The organism is Kribbella sp. NBC_00709 (genome assembly GCF_036226565.1).
Taxonomy (GTDB): domain Bacteria; phylum Actinomycetota; class Actinomycetes; order Propionibacteriales; family Kribbellaceae; genus Kribbella.
In genome coordinates this window covers 8,027,421-8,047,200 of record NZ_CP108996.1, presented here as the reverse complement: position 1 = coordinate 8,047,200, position 19,780 = coordinate 8,027,421, and the positions used below count along the sequence as shown (strand labels likewise).

At 68.5% G+C, this 19,780-nt stretch carries 19 protein-coding genes; 10 read left to right on the top strand and 9 right to left on the bottom strand.

Annotation, left to right across the window (positions count from 1 at the left end):
* Together OHA18_RS39175 and OHA18_RS39170 are read left to right on the top strand one after the other, a co-directional pair.
* Positions 1 to 1,002, top strand: coding sequence for a serine hydrolase domain-containing protein (locus OHA18_RS39175; protein WP_329000454.1), 1,002 nt, complete (start codon positions 1 to 3; stop codon positions 1,000 to 1,002).
* A 60-nt stretch (positions 1,003 to 1,062) separates the two neighbouring features.
* Entirely contained in the window at positions 1,063 to 2,502 is a 1,440-nt protein-coding gene (locus OHA18_RS39170) for a biotin carboxylase (protein ID WP_329000453.1), read from the top strand.
* 10 nt (positions 2,503 to 2,512) lie between these two features.
* Here the strand turns inward: OHA18_RS39170 and OHA18_RS39165 are convergent, their stop codons facing one another.
* The 3 genes from OHA18_RS39165 to OHA18_RS39155 all read right to left on the bottom strand — a co-directional run bounded on the left by OHA18_RS39165 (position 2,513) and on the right by OHA18_RS39155 (position 3,930).
* Positions 2,513 to 2,848 carry a hypothetical protein gene (locus OHA18_RS39165; RefSeq protein ID WP_329000452.1) on the bottom strand — a complete coding sequence of 112 codons (336 nt, stop codon included), beginning with the start codon at positions 2,846 to 2,848 and terminating at the stop codon, positions 2,513 to 2,515.
* A 69-nt stretch (positions 2,849 to 2,917) separates the two neighbouring features.
* Positions 2,918 to 3,142: a translation initiation factor IF-1 gene (gene infA, locus OHA18_RS39160; RefSeq protein WP_329000451.1), complete on the bottom strand. Its 225-nt coding sequence runs from the start codon at positions 3,140 to 3,142 to the stop codon at positions 2,918 to 2,920.
* Positions 3,143 to 3,144: 2 nt separating this feature from the next.
* The gene (locus tag OHA18_RS39155; protein ID WP_329000450.1) at positions 3,145 to 3,930 is read right to left on the bottom strand and encodes a GNAT family N-acetyltransferase; all 786 of its coding nucleotides are present in this window, start codon (positions 3,928 to 3,930) and stop codon (positions 3,145 to 3,147) included.
* A gap of 233 nt (positions 3,931 to 4,163) precedes the next feature.
* On the opposite strand from OHA18_RS39155, the gene OHA18_RS39150 reads away from it, so the two are divergent.
* From OHA18_RS39150 to OHA18_RS39140, 3 genes are all read left to right on the top strand, one after another.
* Positions 4,164 to 7,589, top strand: coding sequence for an error-prone DNA polymerase (locus tag OHA18_RS39150; protein WP_329000449.1), 3,426 nt, complete (start codon positions 4,164 to 4,166; stop codon positions 7,587 to 7,589).
* A 383-nt stretch (positions 7,590 to 7,972) separates the two neighbouring features.
* Positions 7,973 to 8,767, top strand: coding sequence for a class I SAM-dependent methyltransferase (locus OHA18_RS39145; protein ID WP_329000448.1), 795 nt, complete (start codon positions 7,973 to 7,975; stop codon positions 8,765 to 8,767).
* Complete coding sequence (locus OHA18_RS39140) at positions 8,764 to 9,612, top strand: GNAT family N-acetyltransferase (protein ID WP_329000447.1); 849 nt, start codon at positions 8,764 to 8,766, stop codon at positions 9,610 to 9,612. Before OHA18_RS39145 ends, OHA18_RS39140 begins: the two co-directional genes overlap by 4 nt.
* Here OHA18_RS39140 and OHA18_RS39135 read toward each other — a convergent pair.
* The 3 genes from OHA18_RS39135 to OHA18_RS39125 form a co-directional block, all read right to left on the bottom strand.
* Complete coding sequence (locus tag OHA18_RS39135) at positions 9,581 to 10,129, bottom strand: hypothetical protein (protein WP_329000446.1); 549 nt, start codon at positions 10,127 to 10,129, stop codon at positions 9,581 to 9,583. The two genes, OHA18_RS39140 and OHA18_RS39135, sit on opposite strands and share 32 nt — an antisense overlap.
* A 58-nt stretch (positions 10,130 to 10,187) precedes the next feature.
* Positions 10,188 to 10,967, bottom strand: coding sequence for an inositol monophosphatase family protein (locus OHA18_RS39130; protein ID WP_329000445.1), 780 nt, complete (start codon positions 10,965 to 10,967; stop codon positions 10,188 to 10,190).
* Positions 10,968 to 11,103: 136 nt separating this feature from the next.
* Positions 11,104 to 11,586 carry a MarR family winged helix-turn-helix transcriptional regulator gene (locus OHA18_RS39125; RefSeq protein WP_329000444.1) on the bottom strand — a complete coding sequence of 161 codons (483 nt, stop codon included), beginning with the start codon at positions 11,584 to 11,586 and terminating at the stop codon, positions 11,104 to 11,106.
* Positions 11,587 to 11,672: 86 nt separating this feature from the next.
* Between OHA18_RS39125 and OHA18_RS39120 the strand changes: the two genes are divergently transcribed.
* On the top strand, positions 11,673 to 12,245 hold the full coding sequence (locus tag OHA18_RS39120; RefSeq protein ID WP_329000443.1) for an NADPH-dependent F420 reductase: 573 nt from the start codon (positions 11,673 to 11,675) through the stop codon (positions 12,243 to 12,245).
* Positions 12,246 to 12,314: 69 nt separating this feature from the next.
* Positions 12,315 to 13,319, top strand: a complete 1,005-nt coding sequence (locus OHA18_RS39115) for a DUF2278 family protein (RefSeq protein WP_329000442.1) — start codon at positions 12,315 to 12,317, stop codon at positions 13,317 to 13,319.
* Positions 13,320 to 13,331: 12 nt separating this feature from the next.
* On the opposite strand, the gene OHA18_RS39110 is transcribed toward OHA18_RS39115, so the two are convergent.
* Positions 13,332 to 13,964 carry a LysE family translocator gene (locus OHA18_RS39110; RefSeq protein ID WP_329000441.1) on the bottom strand — a complete coding sequence of 211 codons (633 nt, stop codon included), beginning with the start codon at positions 13,962 to 13,964 and terminating at the stop codon, positions 13,332 to 13,334.
* Positions 13,965 to 14,055: 91 nt separating this feature from the next.
* On the opposite strand from OHA18_RS39110, the gene OHA18_RS39105 reads away from it, so the two are divergent.
* Together OHA18_RS39105 and OHA18_RS39100 are read left to right on the top strand one after the other, a co-directional pair.
* Positions 14,056 to 15,351, top strand: a complete 1,296-nt coding sequence (locus OHA18_RS39105) for a BNR-4 repeat-containing protein (RefSeq protein WP_329000440.1) — start codon at positions 14,056 to 14,058, stop codon at positions 15,349 to 15,351.
* Between the two features lie 23 nt (positions 15,352 to 15,374).
* Positions 15,375 to 16,547, top strand: coding sequence for an MFS transporter (locus OHA18_RS39100; protein ID WP_329000439.1), 1,173 nt, complete (start codon positions 15,375 to 15,377; stop codon positions 16,545 to 16,547).
* Here the strand turns inward: OHA18_RS39100 and OHA18_RS39095 are convergent.
* Positions 16,468 to 17,052: a TetR/AcrR family transcriptional regulator gene (locus OHA18_RS39095; protein ID WP_329000438.1), complete on the bottom strand. Its 585-nt coding sequence runs from the start codon at positions 17,050 to 17,052 to the stop codon at positions 16,468 to 16,470. The two genes, OHA18_RS39100 and OHA18_RS39095, sit on opposite strands and share 80 nt — an antisense overlap.
* A gap of 78 nt (positions 17,053 to 17,130) precedes the next feature.
* On the opposite strand from OHA18_RS39095, the gene OHA18_RS39090 reads away from it, so the two are divergent.
* Entirely contained in the window at positions 17,131 to 18,225 is a 1,095-nt protein-coding gene (locus tag OHA18_RS39090; protein ID WP_329000437.1) for a serine hydrolase domain-containing protein, read from the top strand.
* On the opposite strand, the gene OHA18_RS39085 is transcribed toward OHA18_RS39090, so the two are convergent.
* Positions 18,194 to 19,639, bottom strand: a complete 1,446-nt coding sequence (locus tag OHA18_RS39085) for an alkaline phosphatase PhoX (RefSeq protein ID WP_329000436.1) — start codon at positions 19,637 to 19,639, stop codon at positions 18,194 to 18,196. The two genes, OHA18_RS39090 and OHA18_RS39085, sit on opposite strands and share 32 nt — an antisense overlap.
* Between the last annotated feature and the right edge of the window lie 141 nt (positions 19,640 to 19,780).

The following is a 19,780-nucleotide window of genomic DNA, read 5'->3' as shown; positions in this document are numbered from 1 at the left end:
ATGCTCTGGCCGGGCACACCGCCGACCCAGCGTGTCTCCCGCGGGGACGGTGCGGTGCGCGCGCTTCCGTTTCGACCGGCCGACGGGCTACCAGTGCTCGCGGACACGTATACCGATGCGTTCGTGATCGTGCATGACGGAGCCGTCGTCGCCTCGGGCGGCGTACTGGACCAGCCGCAGGCGCTCTTCTCGATCACCAAGTCGGTGGTCGGTTGCGTGGCGGCGATCCTGGTCGAACGCGGTCAGCTGGAGCTCGACGCTCCGGTCAGTTCGTACGTCGCGGAGCTCAGGGACAGCGGGTACGCCGGTGCGACCGTGCGGCACGTGCTCGACATGCGCAGCGGCGTACGGTTCGTGGAGGACTACAGCGACCCGTCATCCGATGTGCGGCGGCTCGATCGGTGGCTGGCGGACAAGCATCACCTCTACGACTTCCTCACCGGTCTCGAGGCGGAGGCGCCGCACGGCAGCCGGTTCCTGTACCGGTCGTCGGAGACCGACGTACTCGGCTGGATGTGTGAGCGTGCGGGCGGCGCGCCGATGGCCGAGCTGGTGTCGGCGCTGGTGTGGGCGCCGATGGGTGCCGAGCACGATGCGGAGTTCCTGACCGATGTCCAGGGCACCGCGATCCACGACGGCGGTCTCGCGGCGACTGCCCTCGATCTGGTGCGCTTCGGGTTGCTGCTGCTGGACGCGCCGACGTGGTCACGCCGCGCGTGGGCAGTGGACGCGGCTGCACGGACCGACTTCCTGGCGTCACCGGCCGCGGCCTCGTTCCCCGGCGGCTGGTACCGCAACCAGTTCTGGTTCCGCGCCGGTCCGTCCGGCAATGTCCTGCTCTGCTTGGGGATCCACGGTCAGCTGCTGTACGTCGGGCGCCGGACCCGCACGGTCTGCGTGAAGCTCTCGAGCTGGCCGGACGCCCAGCATCCGGCGTACCTGCAGGACACCTTGCGCGCGTTCGACGCGATCGCGCCCCGGCCGCGGAGCTCGATCATCTGACGCGATGACAGCATGCCGCCGCCGTCCTACTGTGAAGTGACCCAGGAGAGGTGAGGGGCGATGAACCAGAAGCTGAACGGTATCGCCGAGATCCGCACGTTCTTCCGGACCAACACCCAGCCGATCTACTTCTTCGGGCCGACCGCGTTCAACCTGCTCGGCATCGACCGCTGGGTGCGGAACTTCCAGTACGTCGTCTACTACGACTCCTGGGACGGCACGCACCCGCGGGTGTTCGCGCCGACGGACCGGCCGTACGTCGAGTTCGAGTCCAGCGAGCAGATCAACAACTACCTGCTCCGCGATCCGGAGGTGCGGGCGCACCTGCGCAAGCGCGGCGGGAGGCCGATGATCGCGATGGTCTTCTTCGACTCCGAGACCGAGGAGATCTGCCGCGAGCTCGGGTACCGGCTGATCATGCCGCCGGACGAACTGCGGCGGCGGCTCGACTCGAAGATCGTCACCACCCAGCTCGGCAACGAGGCCGGCGCGCCGTCGGTGCCGAACGTGATCGGCACCGCCTCGTCGTGGAAATCGTTGAAGGAACTCGCCGCGTCGGCCGGGCTCGGCCGGGACCTCGTCGTGCAGACGCCGTACGGCGACTCCGGCAAGACCACCTTCTTCCTGGCCAGGAAGAAGGACTGGGAGAAGTACGCCGGCGACATCATCGGCGAAGAGCTCAAGGTGATGAAGCGGATCGACAACAAGGCGGCCGCGGTCGAGGCCTGCATCACCCGGCACGGCACGATCGTCGGACCGTTCATGACGGATCTGACCGGCTACCCGGAGCTGACGCCGTACAAGGGCGGCTGGTGCGGGAACGACCTGTTCCCCGAGGCGCTCACGGTGGAGCAGCGGGCGCTCGCGATCGAGCACGTGCAGCGGCTCGGGGACCGGCTCGCACAGGAGGGGTACCTGGGGTTCCTGGAGATCGACGTGCTGGTCGACCTGGCCACCGACGAGGTGTACCTGGGTGAGCTGAACCCGCGGATCTCCGGCGCGTCGTCGATGACGAACGTGACCGCCGGCGCGTACGCCGACGTGCCGCTGTTCCTGTTCCACCTGCTCGAGTTCATGGACGCCGACTACGAGGTCGACGTCGCGGAGATCAACGAACGCTGGCGGGACCTGGCCGCGGTGGACGTCTGGGCGCAGCTGATCATGAAGGAACCGGCCGACCGGATCGAGCGGATCATCGAGGCGCCCCGCACCGGCACGTGGCACCTGACCGAGGACGGCGCCCTGGTGTTCGCGGGAGCGGCCAACGACTGGCACGACGTCACGCACGAGGACGAGGCGTTCTACCTGCGTGTCTACGGGCCGGGCGACTACCGGTTCAAGGGCGCCGACCTCGGCATCCTGGTGACCAAGGGACGGATGCAGACACCGGACGGTCTGACGAACCGGAGCCGGCACTACATCAACGGCATCCGCGGGCACTACCTGTCCGAGCCGCTGCCGCAAGCGCCGGCGGTGACGCCGATCAGCTACGTGAAGTAGCCGATCGGCGTCAGAGCGGGCGGAGGTTTCCGCCGGGGACCCAGGTGACGTGACCGTTCTTGTCCCGGACCCGCCCCAGCCACTCGCCGTTGTCGCGGATCCACACGTCGAGCTTGCCGGTCGACCAACTGGCCTGCTGGACGTCCTGGGCAGGCTCGATGTGGCGGACCGCGTCGGCCGGGCGGGGCCCGTGCGCGTCGTACTGCACGTCCAGATCGGAAGCTAACTCGTAGGCCTTCTCCTCGTCGTCGATACCCGTTGCACGCCACCCGTTGACCGCACCGTCCCAGACGCCGAACCTGTTGGATCCGTCGTCGGACGGGCGAACCGTGAACCGACCAAGCATGTTTTCAGATTAGCGCTTCGTCGAACATATGTTCTAGTCTTGATCCCGACGGGAGGTGTGTGAGATGGATCAGTTCCGGTAGCGGAAGATGATCCGGCCCCGGTCCAGGTCGTAGGGGCTGAGCTCCACCAGGACGCGGTCCTCGAGGACGATCTTGATGTAGTTCTTGCGGATCTTGCCGCTGATGTGGGCCAGCACCTTGTGGCCGTTGGTGAGTTCGACCCGGAAGTTCGCGTTGCGGAGGCACTCGACGACGGTGCCCTCGACTTCGATGCCGCCTGCTGATCTGGGCATGGTCAGTCCTTTCCCTGCCGGCGGACCAGTTCCAGGCTGCCGCCCGTGCGGCGCGCGCCGAGCCCCTGGAACAGCGCCGTCGCGGCCGTGTTGGTCTCGTCGATCTCCGCCGTGGCTGCGTCGAATCCGTCGCGATGCAGGCCGTGCAGCGCCTGGGTCAGCAACGCCCGGGCGATACCGTGCCGTTGCTCGGTGGCCAGGACTGCGACCAGTCCGATGCGCGGGCGCCGGGTCATCGTGGCGAGACGGACCAGCCCGACGTACCGGTCGTCGCGCTGTGCGATGGTGTACTTCGACGGGTCGATCGGCCTCGTCCCGCCTTGCCAGGGCAGCACCTCCGCGGGCATCGTCGCCCAGCCGACGGTGGACTCGACCTCGGCGCGGATCGCCTGGTCGAGCTCTCGCAACGGCTCCTCGTCGGCGGTCGCGATGACCACCCCTGAAGGCACGGTTCCCGGGGCGAGCTCCGTGGGTACGACGAACTCCGATTCGCGGCGCCAGGTCGCGAATCCCGCCCGTACCCAACTGGCTGTGAGGTCGTGGTCGGTCTCGTCGACCACTGTGTACTGCGGTGCCGCCTGGTCGGCCTGCATTGCGGCGGCCAGTCGGTCGAAGACGTCGTCGCGCCAGGTGTCGATGCTGACGAAGGTCCGGCCGTCGAGCCGGCGTGAAGCGTGACTGCGGCCGACGACCAGGTCGTTCTCGATCGCGTGCCACTGATTGTCGGCGACGCGGGAGATCGTCACCGCGCGGGCGCCGAGGCCCGCATCGTGATGCGAAGGGTTCATAGGTGTTTCCTCTCGGGAGTGCTTCTCGAAGCGCTCCCGGCGACACCTATGTCAGTCGCCCGCCCGTGACCACGGGAAGGGGAGCGCCCACTGCGCTACAGCGGTCATGGGTCTCACCTCCAGGTGTGATGTCACGGACCACGGCACGGTATCAATCCGGCCCGGCGACGGCCACCGATTTTGTCACTCTCGAACAGGTGTTCTATTCTTGATCCCGACGGGAGGTGTGTGCGATGGGCTACAACAATCCGCCGATCAAGTGGTCGGAGCTGGAGCGCAAGCTGTCGGACCGCTCCCGCCCGGGCAGCCACGGCGGCCGACCGGTGACGGGCGACGGCGGTGACAGCCCGGCATGGTCACAGCACCGCGGGCCGTATGTGCCTGCTCCGGCCGTTCGCCCGGACCACGCGGTGCCCTATGCCGAGCTCCACGCCCATTCGAACTTCTCCTTCCTGGACGGCGCCTCCCAGCCGGAGGACCTGGTCGAGGCCGCGGTCCGCCAGGGGCTCCACGCGCTGGCGCTGACCGATCACGACGGGTTCTACGGCGCGGCCCGGTTCGCCGAGGCCGCAGCGGCGTACTCGTTGCCCACCGTGTTCGGGGCGGAGCTGTCACTGGGGCTGACCGGCCCGCAGAACGGCGTGGCCGATCCCGAAGGCAGTCACCTGCTGGTGCTGGCGGAGGGCCAGGACGGGTATCACAAACTGGCCGGCGCGATCACCGAGGCGCAGCTGGCCGGTGGTGAGAAGGGCAAGCCGGTCTATGTGCTGGAAGAGTTGGCTGCTGTTGGTCGCGACCACTGGATGATCCTGACCGGCTGCCGGAAGGGCCTGGTCCGGCAGGCACTGGAGCTCGGCGGGCACGCCGACGGTCCGGCCGCCGCGGGGCGCGAGCTGGACCGGCTGACCGCCTTGTTCGGCAAGGACCGCGTGGTCGTCGAGCTGATCGACCATCACCTGCCCGCGGACACCACCCGGAACCGGATCCTGGCCGGCCTGGCCGCCGACCGCGGCCTCCCGGTAGTTGCCACAAACAACGTTCACTACGCGACCCCGGCCCAGCACAAGCTGGCCGCCGCGCTGGCCGCCGTCCGGGCTCGCCGCGACCTGGACTCGATGGACGGCTGGCTGCCACCGAGCGGGATGGCGTTCCTGCGCTCCGGCGCCGAGATGACAGCCCGCTTCCGGCGGTACGACGGGGCCGTGGCGCGCTCGGTGACGCTGGCCGACCAGCTCGGGTTCGACCTGGCCCGGGCGAAGCCGAGGCTGCCGCTGCGCGATGTGCCCGACGGCCACGACCCGATGTCCTGGCTGCGGGAGCTGACCTTCGCCGGCGCCACCCGGCGGTACGGGACGCGTGAGCAGCGGCCGGATGCCTACGAGCGGCTGGAGCGGGAGCTCGACGTCATCGAGGAGAAGGGCTTCCCGGGGTACTTCCTGATCGTCGAGGACATCGTCCGGTTCGCCCACGACAACGGGATCCTCTGCCAGGGCCGCGGCTCGGCGGCCAACTCGGCGGTCTGCTACGCGCTCGGGATCACCGCGGTCGACAGCATCCTCTACAACCTGCCGTTCGAGCGGTTCCTGGCCACCACCCGGGCCGAGGAGCCGGACATCGACGTCGACTTCGACTCCGGCCGCCGCGAGGAGGTGATCCAGCACGTCTACGAGAAGTACGGCCGGCACAACGCCGCCCAGGTGGCGAACGTGATCTCCTACCGCCCGAAGTCCGCCGTCCGCGACATGGCGAAAGCACTGGGGTATTCCGTCGGTCAGCAGGACGCGTGGTCGAAGCAGGTCGACGGCTGGAGCCCGGAGATCACCTCGACCGAGCACGACATCCCGCCGCAGGTGGTGGGGATGGCGACCGAGCTGCTGAAGTTCCCGCGGCATCTCGGGATCCATTCCGGCGGGATGGTGCTGACCGAGCGTCCGGTCGGCGAGGTGGTGCCGATCGAGCACGCCCGGATGGAGAAACGGACAGTCCTGCAGTGGGACAAGGACGACTGCGCCTGGATGGGGCTGGTGAAGTTCGACCTGCTCGGGCTCGGCATGCTGGCCGCGCTGCAGTACTGCCTGGACATGGTCCGCGAGCAGATCGGCGAGTCCTGGGAGCTGCACACGATCCCGCGGGAGGAGGCCGGGGTCTACGACCAGCTCTGCCGGGCGGATTCGGTGGGGGTGTTCCAGGTCGAGTCCCGCGCGCAGATGGCGACGCTGCCGCGGCTGAAACCACGGAAGTTCTACGACCTGGTCACCGAGATCGCGCTGATCCGGCCAGGCCCGATCCAGGGCGGCGCCGTCCATCCGTACATCCGCCGCCGGACCGGTGAGGAGCCGGTCACCTACCTGCACCCGAAGCTGCGGCCGGTGCTGGAGCGGACCATGGGTGTGCCGCTGTTCCAGGAGCAGCTGATGCAGATGGCGATGGCGGTCGGCGAGATCGACGGCGACGAGGCCGACCTGCTCCGCCGCGCGATGGGGTCCAAACGCGGCATCGAGAAGATCTCGTCGCTGAAGGACAAGCTGTACGCCGGGATGGCCGGCAACGGGATCACCGGAGACCTGGCCGACGAGATCTACGATAAGATCGAAGCGTTCGCGAACTTCGGATTCGCCGAGTCGCACTCGATCAGCTTCGCCCTGCTCGTCTACTCCAGCACATGGCTGCGGCTGCACTATCCGGCTGCGTTCCTGGCCTCGCTGCTGCGCGCACAACCGATGGGGTTCTACTCACCGCAGTCCCTGGTGGCCGACGCCCGCCGTCACGGCGTCGAAGTGCGTCGTCCGCACCTGCATCTCTCGGGTGTCGACGCGGGGCTCGAGCTCCTGGTCGACGGGCAGGAGCGCATCGGGCCGACCGGGTCGCCGGACTGTCTGGCGGACCCGCAGCCGTTGGTGGGTCCGTTCGATCCGAAGGTGCCGTTCGACAACGTGGCGCATCGCCGGGACGGCGTGTTCGCGGTCCGGCTCGGGTTGGCCGAGGTGCGCACGGTAGGGGAGAAGGGCGCGAAGCTGATCGTCGAGGAGCGGGAGCGGGGCGGTCCGTTCACCGAGATGGCCGACCTGGTCCGGCGTACCGGGATCACCGCGGCCCAGGTCGAGGCGCTCGCGACGGCCGGGGCGTTCGACTGCTTCGGACTCGACCGGCGCCAGGCGTTGTGGGAGGCCGGCCGAGCCGCCGAGGAACGCCCAGGCCAACTGGCCGGAATCACAGCGGCCGGCCCGCCGCCGACACTGCCCGGGATGAGCGATATCGAGGCCGACATGGCCGACCTGTGGTCCACCTCGATCACCACGTCCAGCCACCCGATGGAACGCGTCCGCGACCGGCTCCGCGCCGAAGGTATCCTGTCCGCCGCCCAGCTCCGCGAAGCCCCCAACGGCGCCCGCGTCCGGGTGGCCGGCGTCGTCACCCACCGCCAGCGCCCCGCCACCGCCTCCGGCGTCACCTTCATGAACCTCGAAGACGAAACCGGGATGGCCAACATCGTCATCACCGTCGGCTGCTGGCACCACCACGCCGCCGTAGCCCGCAACGCCGCCGCCCTCATCATCCGCGGCCGGGTAGAACGCGCCGGCGAAGTAACCAACCTCTCCGCCGAACACCTCCAACGCCTCCCCCTAGCCGCCCGAACCAAATCCCGAGACTTCCGCTAACCCCCGACCGCCGCACCGCCCCGCGAGTCGGAAACCCCACGCGAAGAGGACACCGCCGCGCGGCGGCTCAGTTATTGGCCGCCTTCGGCGGCGTGGCGAGTGTTGCCGCGGGCAACGGACTCGGCGGGGACAACTGCTGGCTGTGGCTGGCGGATAGGTCACCGCTTCGCAGTAGCTGTTGTCGGCTGTTGATGCTCCCCGGCTTCGCCGATGACCTTGAACCGGTTCGGTGGGTCCTCCTGTCGCCGAGTCGTGGCGAATGGTCGGCGCCCAAGAACACGAGTCGTGGATCGGTGCTGTCATCAGCAGCCGAAATCTACGACTCGGCGAACGGGCCGCCGGGGGCGGTGGTTGAAGCGGGGGAGGGTCGGTAGGTTCTTGGTGTGGATGAGGGTGAGCGGTTGGTTCATGCTTCTTCGTTTGGTGCTGCGGCGGTTGCTTATGCGGAGCATCGGCCGGATTATGCGCAGCGGGCGGTGCGGTGGGCGCTTGAGGGGGCGCCTGGGGTGCGGGTGCTTGATCTTGGTGCGGGTACGGGCAAGTTGACTGCGACGTTGGTTGCGTTGGGAGTCGATGTCGTCGCGGTTGAGCCTGATCCGGCGATGTCGTCTGAGCTGCGTCGTGCGCTGACGGGCATCGGTGCGCTGCAGGGTGTTCGGGTGTTGTCGGGGAGTGCTGAGGAGATACCGCTGGGGGATGGGGCGGTTGATGTGGTGGTGGCTGGGAATGCGATGCACTGGTTCGATATGGCTGTTGCTGGGTCTGAGATTGCCAGGGTTCTTGCGCCCAACGGCGTCTTGGCGGGGCTGTGGAATGTGATGGACGACGGGGTCGAATGGGTGGAAGGGCTGGCAGAGGTCAGTGGGAGTGCGGCCATCGGTCCGCGTGACACGCCGGCTAGTTGGCGTGCCGAGACGGCCGGCATGCATCTTCCAAAGACTGGTGCCGCCCGGTTCAGTTCGCCGGAGCAGGCCGAGTTCCCGCACGGGCAGCGCCGTACTGCGGACTCTCTCGTCGCGACCCTCGGCACCCGGGCGGGGATGTTGGTCATGCCGGACGAGGAGCGAGAGGCCACGCTCGGCCGGATCCGCGCGTACCTGGCGAGTCGACCAGAGACCGCGCGCGGCGAGTTCACGCTTCCGATGCGGACCGCCGTCCTTCGGGTCCGACGGCGGTGAACGACGGCGAATGGCGTACCGCGACCGCCGAGGACGCTGCGCTGCTTGCCGAGCTGGCCAGCGAGGTGTCGGGTTCTGACTTCACTGCCGAACAGGCCTCGGCCTTCCTAAAAACCTGGCGGGTGGAGATCGCCCCAGACAGCGCGGTCGCAGTCCTTCCGCCGGCGAGCGGTCACAGCAGAGGGCACGGCGCATGGTGGCAACGCCATGGCTCCGCCCAATTCGACGACGTCGTACGCCGGATGGTGCGGCTGGCCTTGACTCACGGCGTGGAGACCCTGCAGATCTCTTTACCTGCTGAGGAATCCGGTCCCCTGGGATTCGACCGTGCGTACCCGCTGTGGACGATGGTCCACGACGGCACTACCTGGCCGCAGCAACAATCGGAGCTACCTCCGCCGCTGCGCATCAGTCGATGGTCCGAGGTGCAGCCGAGCGAGTTCCAGACCGCCTACGAGCAGGCTTACCAGGACCAGCGGGTGGTCGAACCACACACCGCGGCAACCTGGGAACAACTTGCCAGCAGCAACGACTTTGCGACCGACCTTGCCGCCCTGGCGACCACTCCTGACGGTCGAGTGGCCGGCTTTGTTCTCGGGTTCCACCAGGACGGGGGCGGTGTCGAACTAGGTCCGATCGGCACCGTCCCGTCGTGGCGTGGGCGTGGTGTGTCCTCGGCGTTGCTGGCGTCGGTGCTGATGCGCTGTCGAGAGCTCCATTCGGGACCGCTCACCCTCACGGTCGATGGAGAGAGCCCGACAGGCGCTCAGCACCTCTACCTGCGGTACGGCTTCCTCGTGGACAAGCAACTCGTCACGTACCAGTGCCGCGTGCCGGCCGGTTGAGGAGTCGGCGAAGACGGTTCAGGGCCTGGTCGGTGAAGAGGCCGGTCAGGGCTCCCGTCAGAACCAAGACTGCTACTCCTGCGCTGGATGTGGTCTCGTCGCCGATGCTGATCAAGCCGGTGTTGACGGCGATGACCGACACGGAGGCGAGGAGCGCGGACCACAGCGGGCGCATGATGTACCACGAGACCTGGTGATTCGGGGCGGACGTGCGCGCGAACATCATGCTCTGCCGGATGACGCTGCCGACAGCACCGGCCGCGGCGCCGACGATCAGCAGACTCATGTTCAGCGTGATCGCGACCTGCACAGGCGACCAGCCGACCGAGCGGCTCGCGACGTGGTGCGCCCCGGCGGCCTCCTGAGCTGCGACGAGGTGTTCCGCCAGACCGTACGCCGCCACGAGACACGGCAACGTGATGACGGCCTCGGCGATGTTGACCGCGACGACCGTACGACGGTGAGACCGCCGTACCGTCCTGGTCCGCTTCCGACGTGGTTCGACTGTGTGGCTCATGACAGTTCCTCCCCCTTAATCGGACGGAGGCACTGACGGACCGCTGCGATACATCCAGTCAGGTCAGATGCGGGGCGAGGAAGTCGAGCAGGGAGGTGTTGATGTCGGGGGAGGCGGTGGCGAGGAGGCCGGGAGTGGTGTGGACGGGGTTGCCGCGGAAGTCGGTGACGGGGATCTGGGCGGCCTGGCAGAGGATGGTGCCGGCGGTGAAGTGGACGCTGGTCGGGCTGACGTTGTCGGCGATGTACGCGGCTTGACGGCCCACCGCCACCCAGGCCAGGGCGAGAGTGGTGGACGAGACGCGCAGCGCGAACGCCGCGCGCAGCTTCTCGTCGGTCAGGAGTTGGGCACCCAGGAACGGTCCGGTGGCGGGTGCGTCGATGTCGATGTCCACGAGCCGGGAGGCGGCCGACGGCACGGCGGGACGGTCGGCTCCGTCGTGGCGGATGAAGACCGCGGTGCCGTCGGTCCAGAAGATCTCCCCGGTCAACGGCTGGGCTACCGCCGCGACATCGCCACCCGGGCTGCGCAGCGCGACGTTCACGGAGAACAGCGGATTCTGCGCAGCGAAGTTGAGCGTCCCGCAGAGTGGGTCGACCAGCCAGGTGCGATCCGACTCGCCGCTGGCGCCGTACTCCTCGCCGACGACCGCGTCGTCCGGGCGGGCGCCCTGGATGACGGCCATGATCGCGCGCTCGGATTCCAGGTCGGCCTCGGTGGCGAAGTCGGTCCCCACCTTCGCGTACCGCTCCAACTGCCCGCCGAACCGCTCGCGGATCACCGCGGCCCCCACCTCGGCCGCCGCAACCGCCACCTCTGCATCGCTTCGCGAATCCATACCGGCATCCAACAGTATCTGCGGCACGTCCTGTGACCGTGCACGCATGCATAAGTGGCACAATCCCGCGCGTCACGCCCGCCGGAGCGGGGTTGTGCATGCCTGCAGGTCCACGACACCGAGACCGGTCGGCACCTCAGCGGCCGTACACCTCACTGAGCTTGCCGTCCGGATCGACCGACTTGAGGATTGCCTCGGTGATGCCGGCCAGTTGGGAGACCTGCTCTGGAGTGAGTACGTCGATCACATGCCGGCGGACTGTTGCGACATGGCCGGGCGCCGTCGCGCGGATCTTCTTCCAGCCGTCCGCGGTCAGGCGGGCGTTCGTCGCCCGTGCGTCCTGCGGGCAGGGGAAGCGCTCGATCAGTCCGCGATCCTCCAGCCGCTTCACGACGTGGGACAGCCGGGGGAGGGTCGCGTTCGTCTGCTGTGCCAGCGCGGTCATCCGCAGCGTCCGCTTCGGCGCCTCGGACAGCATCGCCATCACGTAGTACTCGTAGTGCGTCAGCTCCGCGTCGCGCCGCAGCTGGGAGTCGAGGACACCGGGCAGTAACTCGAGCACGGCGGCCAGCCGCACCCATGCGGTCATCTCCGTGTCGTCCAGCCATCGAGTGCTCATCGGAACATTCTGGCAGCAAAAGGTTGTAGCTACAACCTTACTGCGCTACCGTGATGGTTGAACGCACAACTAAAAGGAGCTTGGGCATGACGCATGTCAGCATCATCGGTCGCGGCAACATGGGACAGGCGATCTCGTCGGTCGTCGCGAAGGGCGGCAACACCGTCGAGTTGTTCGACTCCACCGACAAGGACAAGCCGGTCACCGGCGACGTCGTGATCCTCGCGGTGCCGTACCCGGCGATCGACCAGGTCCTCGCCGACCGCGCCGACCAGTTGAACGGCAAGGTCGTCGTCGACATCACCAACCCGCTGAACTTCGAGACCTTCGACTCGCTCACCGTCGCGGCGGACGGTTCGGCGGCGGCCGAGCTGGCCGAGAAGCTGCCGGAGGCCAAGGTTCTGAAGGCCTTCAACACCACGTTCGCGGCGACGGTTGCGTCGGGTCAGGCGGGTGAAGTTCCGACCACGGTCCTGATCGCCGGCGACGACGCCGACGCCAAGGAGCAGGTCGCCGCGATCGTCTCCGCAGGCGGTCTGAAGGCGGTCGACGCGGGGTCGCTGAAGCGTGCCCGCGAGCTCGAGGCCGACGGGTTCCTCCAGCTCACTCTCGCGATCGGCGAGAAGGTCGCCTGGACCGGCGGTTTCGGCCTGGTCTGACCGGAAGTCGTACAGCCTGTATCAGTTCAGCGGCACGGCGCCTCCGCAGGACAGGGGAGAGGAGGCGCCATGCCTTTGACGTCGTACGGCGTACTTGTCGGCCGGGCGGTCGATGCACGCCGAGAGGGTGGAACGGACGCACCGCACTACCAGATCCGGTTGGTGGACGCGGATGGCGTGAGCTACCGGATCGCGGTGAACGTGCGGTCGCAGGAGTATCCGTCCGAGTTGCTGTATCGCGTCGACGACGACTTCCGGCACCCGGTCGCCGCGCAGCTCACCGGTCTCGTTTCCGGGTGGCATCTGCTCGACGACGGACCGGCCGGGGTGAACCTGGACTACGTCCGGCAGACGCTGTTCGACCGGACCCTGTTGCGTCCGCTGCCCGGCGACGTGGCCGGACCTGGCAACGACCTCAGCGACCTGCTCGACGATCAGATCCAGCGCGCGATCCGGGAACCGGCCGCGGTTGTCTACGCCTTCGGGGAGCGATGGGGACCGGAGAACGGCGTACCGGACAAGATCTTCGGGTTCGGGCCGGGCAACGGGGTGCACGACATTCACATGAATCAAGGCAATGTCGGGACGTTCCGCAAGGACGACGGTGTCTGGCAGGACGGGGCGCTGATCATCGCGTTGCCGGATCAGCAGCGCTGGGTCGGCATCTTCCTTGCCTTCCAGAGTCAGTCCTGGCACACCGACGACAAGACCGGGCACACCCTGGCCGACGCGCCGATCGAGGACTTCGGTGCCGAACCGGTCCGGATCGTCGCCGCCCTCGTCAATCCGGAAGGCCCCGCGCCGGAAGCCGAGACGATCACGTTGCTGAACGCTTCACCCGATGCGGTCGACCTGACCGGCTGGCACGTGGTCGATCGCGCGCTGCACGTCGGCCCGCTGCCGGCCGTCGTCCTCGATCCGGGCGCGACTGTCCTGGTCCACCTGCCGCCGACGGTCCAGCTCGGTAACAAGGGTGGCGAGATCACTCTTCTCAACAGCGTGGGCCTGAAGATCCACGGGGTCGCCTACACGGGAGAGCAAGCCGCGCGCTCGGGTTGGACGGTCGTCTTCTGACGCAGCAAGGTTCTAGCGCAGCAAGGCGAGGCGGACGCCGAGGCCGATGAAGATCCCGCCCGTCGCCGTGTCGATCCGGCGGCGGGCGGTACGGCGGGCACGCAGCCAGCTGCCGATCCGCCCGGACAGCAGCCCGACCGTGCCGTCGACGAGGAACTCCAGCACGATCAGGATCGCGCCGAGCACCGCGAACTGCAGCCAGACCCGACCGTGCTCCGGCACCACGAACTGCGGCAGGAACGCGATCGTGAACGTCACCATCTTCGGGTTCAGCAGGTTCGTGCTGAGTCCGGTGAGGTATGCCCGCCGCCCCGACATCACGGCCCCGGCCGGCGCATCGTCGCCGACCGCGTCGTTGCGGTGCCGGATCATCTGCACCCCGAGATAGATCAGGTACGCCGCACCGACGATCCGCACTGCGGTGAACGCCACCGGGACCGCCGCGAACAAGGCGGCCAGCCCGGCCGCCGCGACCGCGACATGCACAGCCTCACTCGTCGCAACCCCGGCGGTCGCGAGCAGACCGGCGCGCGGCCCGCTGCGCATACCGCAGCCGAGGATGAACAACATGTCCGGCCCGGGCGTGATCATCGCGATGATCGTCGTCAGCAGAAAGGCGAGCAGTAGGTGCTGGTCGATCGGCATACCCCGATCCTCGCACGGACACCGGACACTACTGACCAGATGCTGGCAAGCGCTTACCCATGCTCGCGAAACTCTGGAACACTGGGCGACCATGGATGCGCCTCGAGTGATCAATGACAACGGTGCTTGGTGCTGGTTCCAGGATGAGCGGGCGTTGGTGGATCCGGACGGCGGCGTGCTGGTCGCCGGTTCGATCGCCGCGCCGGAGGGTCCCGGCGGTGACGCGCGGGCCGGCAACGTCGAGCTGACAGTGGTCGATCTGCGGTCCGGCTCGGCCGAGATCGTCGTACTGCATGAGCGGTTCGAAGCGGACGACCACGACGTACCGGCGCTGTGGCGGCGACGAGACGGTCGCTGGCTGGCGGTGTACACGAAGCACAAGACCGACGACCTGACCCGTTGGCGGGTGAGCGAGCCTGGCGATCCGCGGACGTGGGGACCGGAGCGGACGTTCGACTGGAGTGAGTTCACCGGCGGCCGCGGCGTCACGTACTCGAACCTGCATGAGCTCGACGGCCGCCTCTACTGCTTCGCCCGCGCGGTGAACGACGACCCGTGTGCGCTGGTGTCCGACGACGAGGGTGACACCTGGGAGTACGCCGGCAAGCTCTTCACTCGCCCGAAGGTCGGATACGTCAACGGCTACACGCGTTACGTCTCGACGCCCGAGCGCGTCGACCTGATCACGACGGACCACCACCCGCGCGACTACAACAACTCGATCTACCACGGCTATCTCGAGGGCGGTGCTCTCCATCGGACCGACGGGACCGTTGTGGACCCCACCGCGCTCGGTGCGGACGCGCCCTCGCAGGTGGAACTGACCACAGTCCTCGCCGCCGACTCGGTCTGGGACGGCGAGCCGATGACCCACTGCTGGACCGTCGACATCCGCCGCGGCGACGACGGCTCGCTCGCCGCGGTTCTGCTGGCGCGCCACGACGTACCGGAGAAGCCGGAGGATGCGTTCGCGCGACAGCATCCGGTGCCGGATCATCGTTTCTTCTACGCACGCCTCGCGCCCGGGGGCACGTGGCAGGTGCGGCAGCTGGCCAAGGCCGGCCATGGGCTGCTGGTGCATGAGAACGACTACACCGGTCTGGTCGCGATCGACCCGTACGCCCTCGATTCGCTGTACGTCTCGACGCCGATCGACCCGCGCGACGGCGCCGCGCTGAAGCATCACGAGATTTTCCATGCCCGGATGACGGACGGCGGGGCGACCTGGACGCCGGTGACCGAGAACTCCGCCGTCGACAACCTCCGGCCGATCGTCGCGCCTGGCGATCCCGCTCGCGTCCCGCTGCTCTGGTTCCGCGGCGACATGACGGCCTCGCAGCACTACGCGTGTGAGGTCGTTCTGCTGGACCGTCCGCGACAGACATAGTAACAAGCGGTACTATCCCATCCATGAACGTTCCGGTGCGGCGGTTGTGGGTGGCGGTCCTGGCGGGGTACCTCGCGTTCGGGGCCACGTTGCAGGCGCTGCCGTCGTACGTGCCGGAGAAGTTCGGCGGCGGGGCGCTCGCGAGTGGGACCGCGGTCGGGATCGCGTTCCTGGCGACGGCGTGCGGGCGGCCGTTCGCCGGGTGGCTCGCGGATGCGGGCTGGTCCCGGCCGGTCGTGGTGACCGGGGGAGTGCTGGCGGCGGTTGGGGGCTTTGGGCAAATTCTTGCGCCGAGTCTGTTCCTGTTGCTGATCGCGCGGCTGGTGATGGGCGCCGGCGAGGCAGCGCTGTTCTCCGGAGCGCTGCCGTGGGTGCTGTCCGGTGCGCAGCCGGCGCAGCGCGGGCGACTGGCCGGCTGGTTCGGGTTGTCGATGTGGGGTGGGCTGGCCGGCGGTCCGGTGATCGCCACGATCGTCGGCGACCGGGTGTGGTGGGTGGTCGTCGGATTGGCTCTGGTGTCGGCCGCGTTCGTGCTGACAACCCGTTCCGATCCAGCCCGGCGCGAGCCGCTGGTGCGGATCCGCCGTCCCCGCGATCTGGTGCCCGCCGGCGTACCGTTGCCTGGAGCAACTATTGGCCTGGCCGCCTACTGCTACGGGACCGTGGCCGCCTTGCTGGTACTGCGGCTGCGCGCCGACGACATCGGCGTGGACAACATTGCGCTGGCGGTGTTCGCCGCGGCGTTCCTGATCGCGCGGTTCGCCGGCAGCCCCTTGGTCGATCGGTACGGCGGCCGCGTGGTGGCGGCGTCGACCGTCCCGATCGCGATCGTCGCGTTGGTAGGCCTCGCGCTGGCCGACGGCCCGGTCACCGCCGTCCTGTGTACGGCGCTGGCCGGACTGGGATTGGCGCTGGTCTATCCGGCCTGCATCTCGATGACGCTGGATCGGGTGCGTGGGCTCCGGGCGGGCGTCTCGATGGGCGTGATGACGTCGTTCTGGGATCTCGGCGTGATGGCCGCCGGTCCGCTCGGCGGTCTGATCGCCGAACGGGCCGGATATCGGCAAGCCTTCCTGGTGGCGGCCGTGGTCGGGATCGCGTGTGTCGTGGTCGCGCTCAGAGCGCCGCGGCGAGCAGTGTCTCAACGATCGCCCGAGCCTCCGCGCCGAGTCCAGGATCCTGGTCGACCGCGCTGATCAGCGTCGCGCCTTCAAGGACGACGACCAACTGCCGCGCCGTGGTCCGCGGATCCCGGGCGCCGGCCTTGGTCAGCAGCCGCTCGAAGAGCTCGCGGTAGAAGGTGAGATGGTCGCGCGCGAGCCGTCGTGGCGCGCCGTCCTGACCGCGATCCTCGGTGGCCGCGTTCATCATCGCGCAGCCGCGGAACCCGGCCTCGGCGTACCAGGTGGCGACCAGGTCGAAGACGGCCAGGATCTGCTCCCGGCCGGGCGGTGCCTGTTCGACCGCCTCGTCGTGCCAGGCGCGGACCCGCTGCGTGCGGTCGGTCAGCACGGCCTCGACCAGGCCCTCCTTCGACCCGAAGTTCTTGTAGATCGTCAGCTTCGACGCACCCGCGGCCTCGACCACCTCGTTGATCCCGGTCGCATGGATCCCGCGCCGGCCGAACACGTCCGCCGCCGCCTTCAGGATCCGGGCCTTCGTCGCCTCCGGATCCAACCGCTGTCCCGCCTTGACCGGCATCGTGTCACCACCTCCGGGTCCAGAATACCGATCGGTGTTATCTGGATCTAGATGAGAATGATCGGTACTATCAGGCTCATGTGGACAGCGGCAGGATTCGAGGACGTGGCCGAGGCCTTCGAGCGGAACTTCACCGAGCGGGGCGAGCTGGGTGCGGCGTTCGCGGCGTACCACCAGGGCAGGCTGGTGATCGACCTGTGGGGCGGGACCGCCAACCCGGAGACGGGCCGGGCGTGGGACGGCGACACGATCCATCTCATGTTCTCCGGGACCAAGGGCCTCACCAGTGCGTGCGTCCTGTTGCTGGTGCAGCGCGGTCAGCTGTCGCTGGACGACCCATTGAGCCGCTACTGGCCCGAATTCGGTGCCGAGGGCAAGGATCGGGTCACGATCGCCGAGGTGTTGTCCCACCAGGCCCGCCTGCCCTGGGTTGACGCGGGGTACGCCGACCTGCTCGACCATGACGTGATGGCGGCGCATCTGGCCGCGCAGGCGCCGGCGTCCGATCCGCGCGCCGGGTTCATGTACCACGCGGTGACTTGGGGCTGGCTGCTCGACGAGCTGGTACGGCGGGTCGACGGCCGCACCGTGAGGCAGTTCTTCGCGGACGAGTTCGCCGTACCGCTGGGGCTCGAGGTGTGGATCGGGCTGCCTGAGGAGCTGCACTGGCGGGCGGCGACGATGGTCGCGCCGGAGGGCGTGCTCGTCGACGGGCCCTGGACGGAGTTGAACCGGCCGAATCCTCTCTGGGTGCCGGGCTCGGAGAAGATCTGGAACAGCGACGAGTACCGCAGCGCCGGATTGGCGGCTGTCGGTGGTTATGCGACGGCGCGCGGGATGGCGCGGTTCTACGCGTCGCTGCTCGGCGAGGTGGACGGCGTCCGCGTCCTCGAGCCGGAGACGGTCGAGCTCGGCCGCCGCGAGCTCCGGCGTGGGGTCGAGCCGACGTGGGGGAGTCCGATGGCTTACGGCGCCGGCTTCGAGTTGCAGACCGGCGACGGCCCGGCCGACGCGTTCGGTCACCCGGGAGCCGGCGGCTCGCGGCACGGCGCTTGGCCGAGCCGCGAGACCGCGTACTCCTACCTGATGAACGAGGTGCGCGTTGGACCGGACGAACGCTCGCTCAGTCTGCTAGGAGCGCTCAGCCGAGGTAGTCGCGCCACGGACCGGTGATGGCCAGCGTGATCCCCGGGGTCTGGATGTTGACGAACAGCACCTTGCCGTCCGCGGAGAACGACGGGCCGGTGAACTCCGAGTCGTTCAGCATGTTCCGGGCGATGGCGTAGGTCGGTCCGCCCGGCGTCGCGCTCAGCACGTGGCTGCTGGCCTGACCGTCCTCGGCCAGGATCAGCGAACCCCAGGGCGTCACGGTGACGTTGTCCGGGCTGTCGAAGTTCAGGTCGTCGTACTTCGCCTCGGGGCCCTTGTTCGCGGCCGCGTTCTCGGGGAAGTACGTGACCAGCTGGATGGTCCGGGCGGCGTAGTTGTAGAACCAGACCATGCCGTCGTGCGGTACGGCGTCGGCGGGCAGGTCGGCGGTGCCGGACTCGGCGTACGAGTTCACGACGTACACGCCCTGCTTGGTGCCGTAGACGCCCTCGAACTTCTTGCCACGGGTGATCTGGCCGTCGGTGAACTGCTTGCGGACCGAGGTCGTCGCCCCGTCGCGGTCCGGCACCGGCACCCACGCGGTGCGGAACGGCCGGAGCAGCTGGGCCGACGTCAGGTACGCGACGTCCGGGATCGGCTTGCCGTCGTCACCGAGGATCGCCAGCGCCTCGAGGGTGCCGAAGTCCTTGTCGGCCAGGTCCTTGTAGCTGCGCGAGCTGAGCTTGTACCCGCGCGGCGCCGACCAGCGGTAGAAGGTGCCGTTCGGGCCGGAGGCGTCCTCGGACAGGTAGACGTGGGTGCGGTCCTCGTCGATCGCGAGCGCCTCGTGCGCGTACCGGCCGAGCGCCTTGAGCGGCACCGGGTGCGCGGTCCTGCCGTCGCCCCAGACCTCGAAGACGTAGCCGTGGTCCTTCAGCCGGGTGGTGCCGTTGGCCTTGCTCTCGGTCTCCTCGCACGTCATCCAGGTGCCCCACGGGGTCGGACCGCCGGCGCAGTTCGTCAGCGTGCCGGAGATGCCGACCCACTCGCCGAGGTTCTTGCCGTCCTTGTCGACGTCGATGACCGTGCAGCCGCCGGCCGCGCCGACGCCGGCGTCGTACACGGTGCCCTCGATCTGCGGTACGCCGAGCGCGTTGTCGTCGCTGATCTCGTGGTTCTGGATCAGCTGGTAGCGGCCGTGGCCGGCGCTGAAGACCGCCGTACCGTCGTGCAGGCTCGGCGTCGGGTGACCGCTCTTCAGCTTGGTCTCGCCGGCCTGCGTGACGACCCGGTACTTGAACCCGGCCGGCAGCGCGAGCAGCCCCTTCGGGTCGTCGAGCAGCGGCGGGAAGGGCCGGTGCTGCGGGAACGGCGAGTGGCCGTCGCGCGAAGCCGGCGCGGCCTCGGCGAGGGTCGGTACGGCGCCGACGGTGGTGAAACCGACTCCGGCCGCACCCACGGCGGCCCCACGGAGGACGGAACGACGATCGACAGACATGCATTTGCTCCTAGAGAAAGGCGGTTCCCGAGTTCCCCCCGATCCTTCAGGGCGCCGGGTCACGGGCGGCAAACAGCACCTGAACAACATTCGTCCGATACATCTGCAACGAATGCAGGTACGCCGGCGTCTACTGTGGGA

Bases quoted from the DNA above. Each gene is read 5' to 3' on its own strand.
- OHA18_RS39175 (WP_329000454.1), top strand. From the start codon at position 1: ATGCTCTGGCCGGGCACACCGCCGACCCAGCGTGTCTCCCGCGGGGAC.
- OHA18_RS39170 (WP_329000453.1), top strand. From the start codon at position 1,063: ATGAACCAGAAGCTGAACGGTATCGCCGAGATCCGCACGTTCTTCCGG.
- OHA18_RS39165 (WP_329000452.1), bottom strand. From the start codon at position 2,848: ATGCTTGGTCGGTTCACGGTTCGCCCGTCCGACGACGGATCCAACAGG.
- infA (WP_329000451.1), bottom strand. From the start codon at position 3,142: ATGCCCAGATCAGCAGGCGGCATCGAAGTCGAGGGCACCGTCGTCGAG.
- OHA18_RS39155 (WP_329000450.1), bottom strand. From the start codon at position 3,930: ATGAACCCTTCGCATCACGATGCGGGCCTCGGCGCCCGCGCGGTGACG.
- OHA18_RS39150 (WP_329000449.1), top strand. From the start codon at position 4,164: ATGGGCTACAACAATCCGCCGATCAAGTGGTCGGAGCTGGAGCGCAAG.
- OHA18_RS39135 (WP_329000446.1), bottom strand. From the start codon at position 10,129: ATGAGCCACACAGTCGAACCACGTCGGAAGCGGACCAGGACGGTACGG.
- OHA18_RS39130 (WP_329000445.1), bottom strand. From the start codon at position 10,967: ATGGATTCGCGAAGCGATGCAGAGGTGGCGGTTGCGGCGGCCGAGGTG.
- OHA18_RS39125 (WP_329000444.1), bottom strand. From the start codon at position 11,586: ATGAGCACTCGATGGCTGGACGACACGGAGATGACCGCATGGGTGCGG.
- OHA18_RS39120 (WP_329000443.1), top strand. From the start codon at position 11,673: ATGACGCATGTCAGCATCATCGGTCGCGGCAACATGGGACAGGCGATC.
- OHA18_RS39115 (WP_329000442.1), top strand. From the start codon at position 12,315: ATGCCTTTGACGTCGTACGGCGTACTTGTCGGCCGGGCGGTCGATGCA.
- OHA18_RS39110 (WP_329000441.1), bottom strand. From the start codon at position 13,964: ATGCCGATCGACCAGCACCTACTGCTCGCCTTTCTGCTGACGACGATC.
- OHA18_RS39105 (WP_329000440.1), top strand. From the start codon at position 14,056: ATGGATGCGCCTCGAGTGATCAATGACAACGGTGCTTGGTGCTGGTTC.
- OHA18_RS39100 (WP_329000439.1), top strand. From the start codon at position 15,375: ATGAACGTTCCGGTGCGGCGGTTGTGGGTGGCGGTCCTGGCGGGGTAC.
- OHA18_RS39095 (WP_329000438.1), bottom strand. From the start codon at position 17,052: ATGCCGGTCAAGGCGGGACAGCGGTTGGATCCGGAGGCGACGAAGGCC.
- OHA18_RS39090 (WP_329000437.1), top strand. From the start codon at position 17,131: ATGTGGACAGCGGCAGGATTCGAGGACGTGGCCGAGGCCTTCGAGCGG.
- OHA18_RS39085 (WP_329000436.1), bottom strand. From the start codon at position 19,639: ATGTCTGTCGATCGTCGTTCCGTCCTCCGTGGGGCCGCCGTGGGTGCG.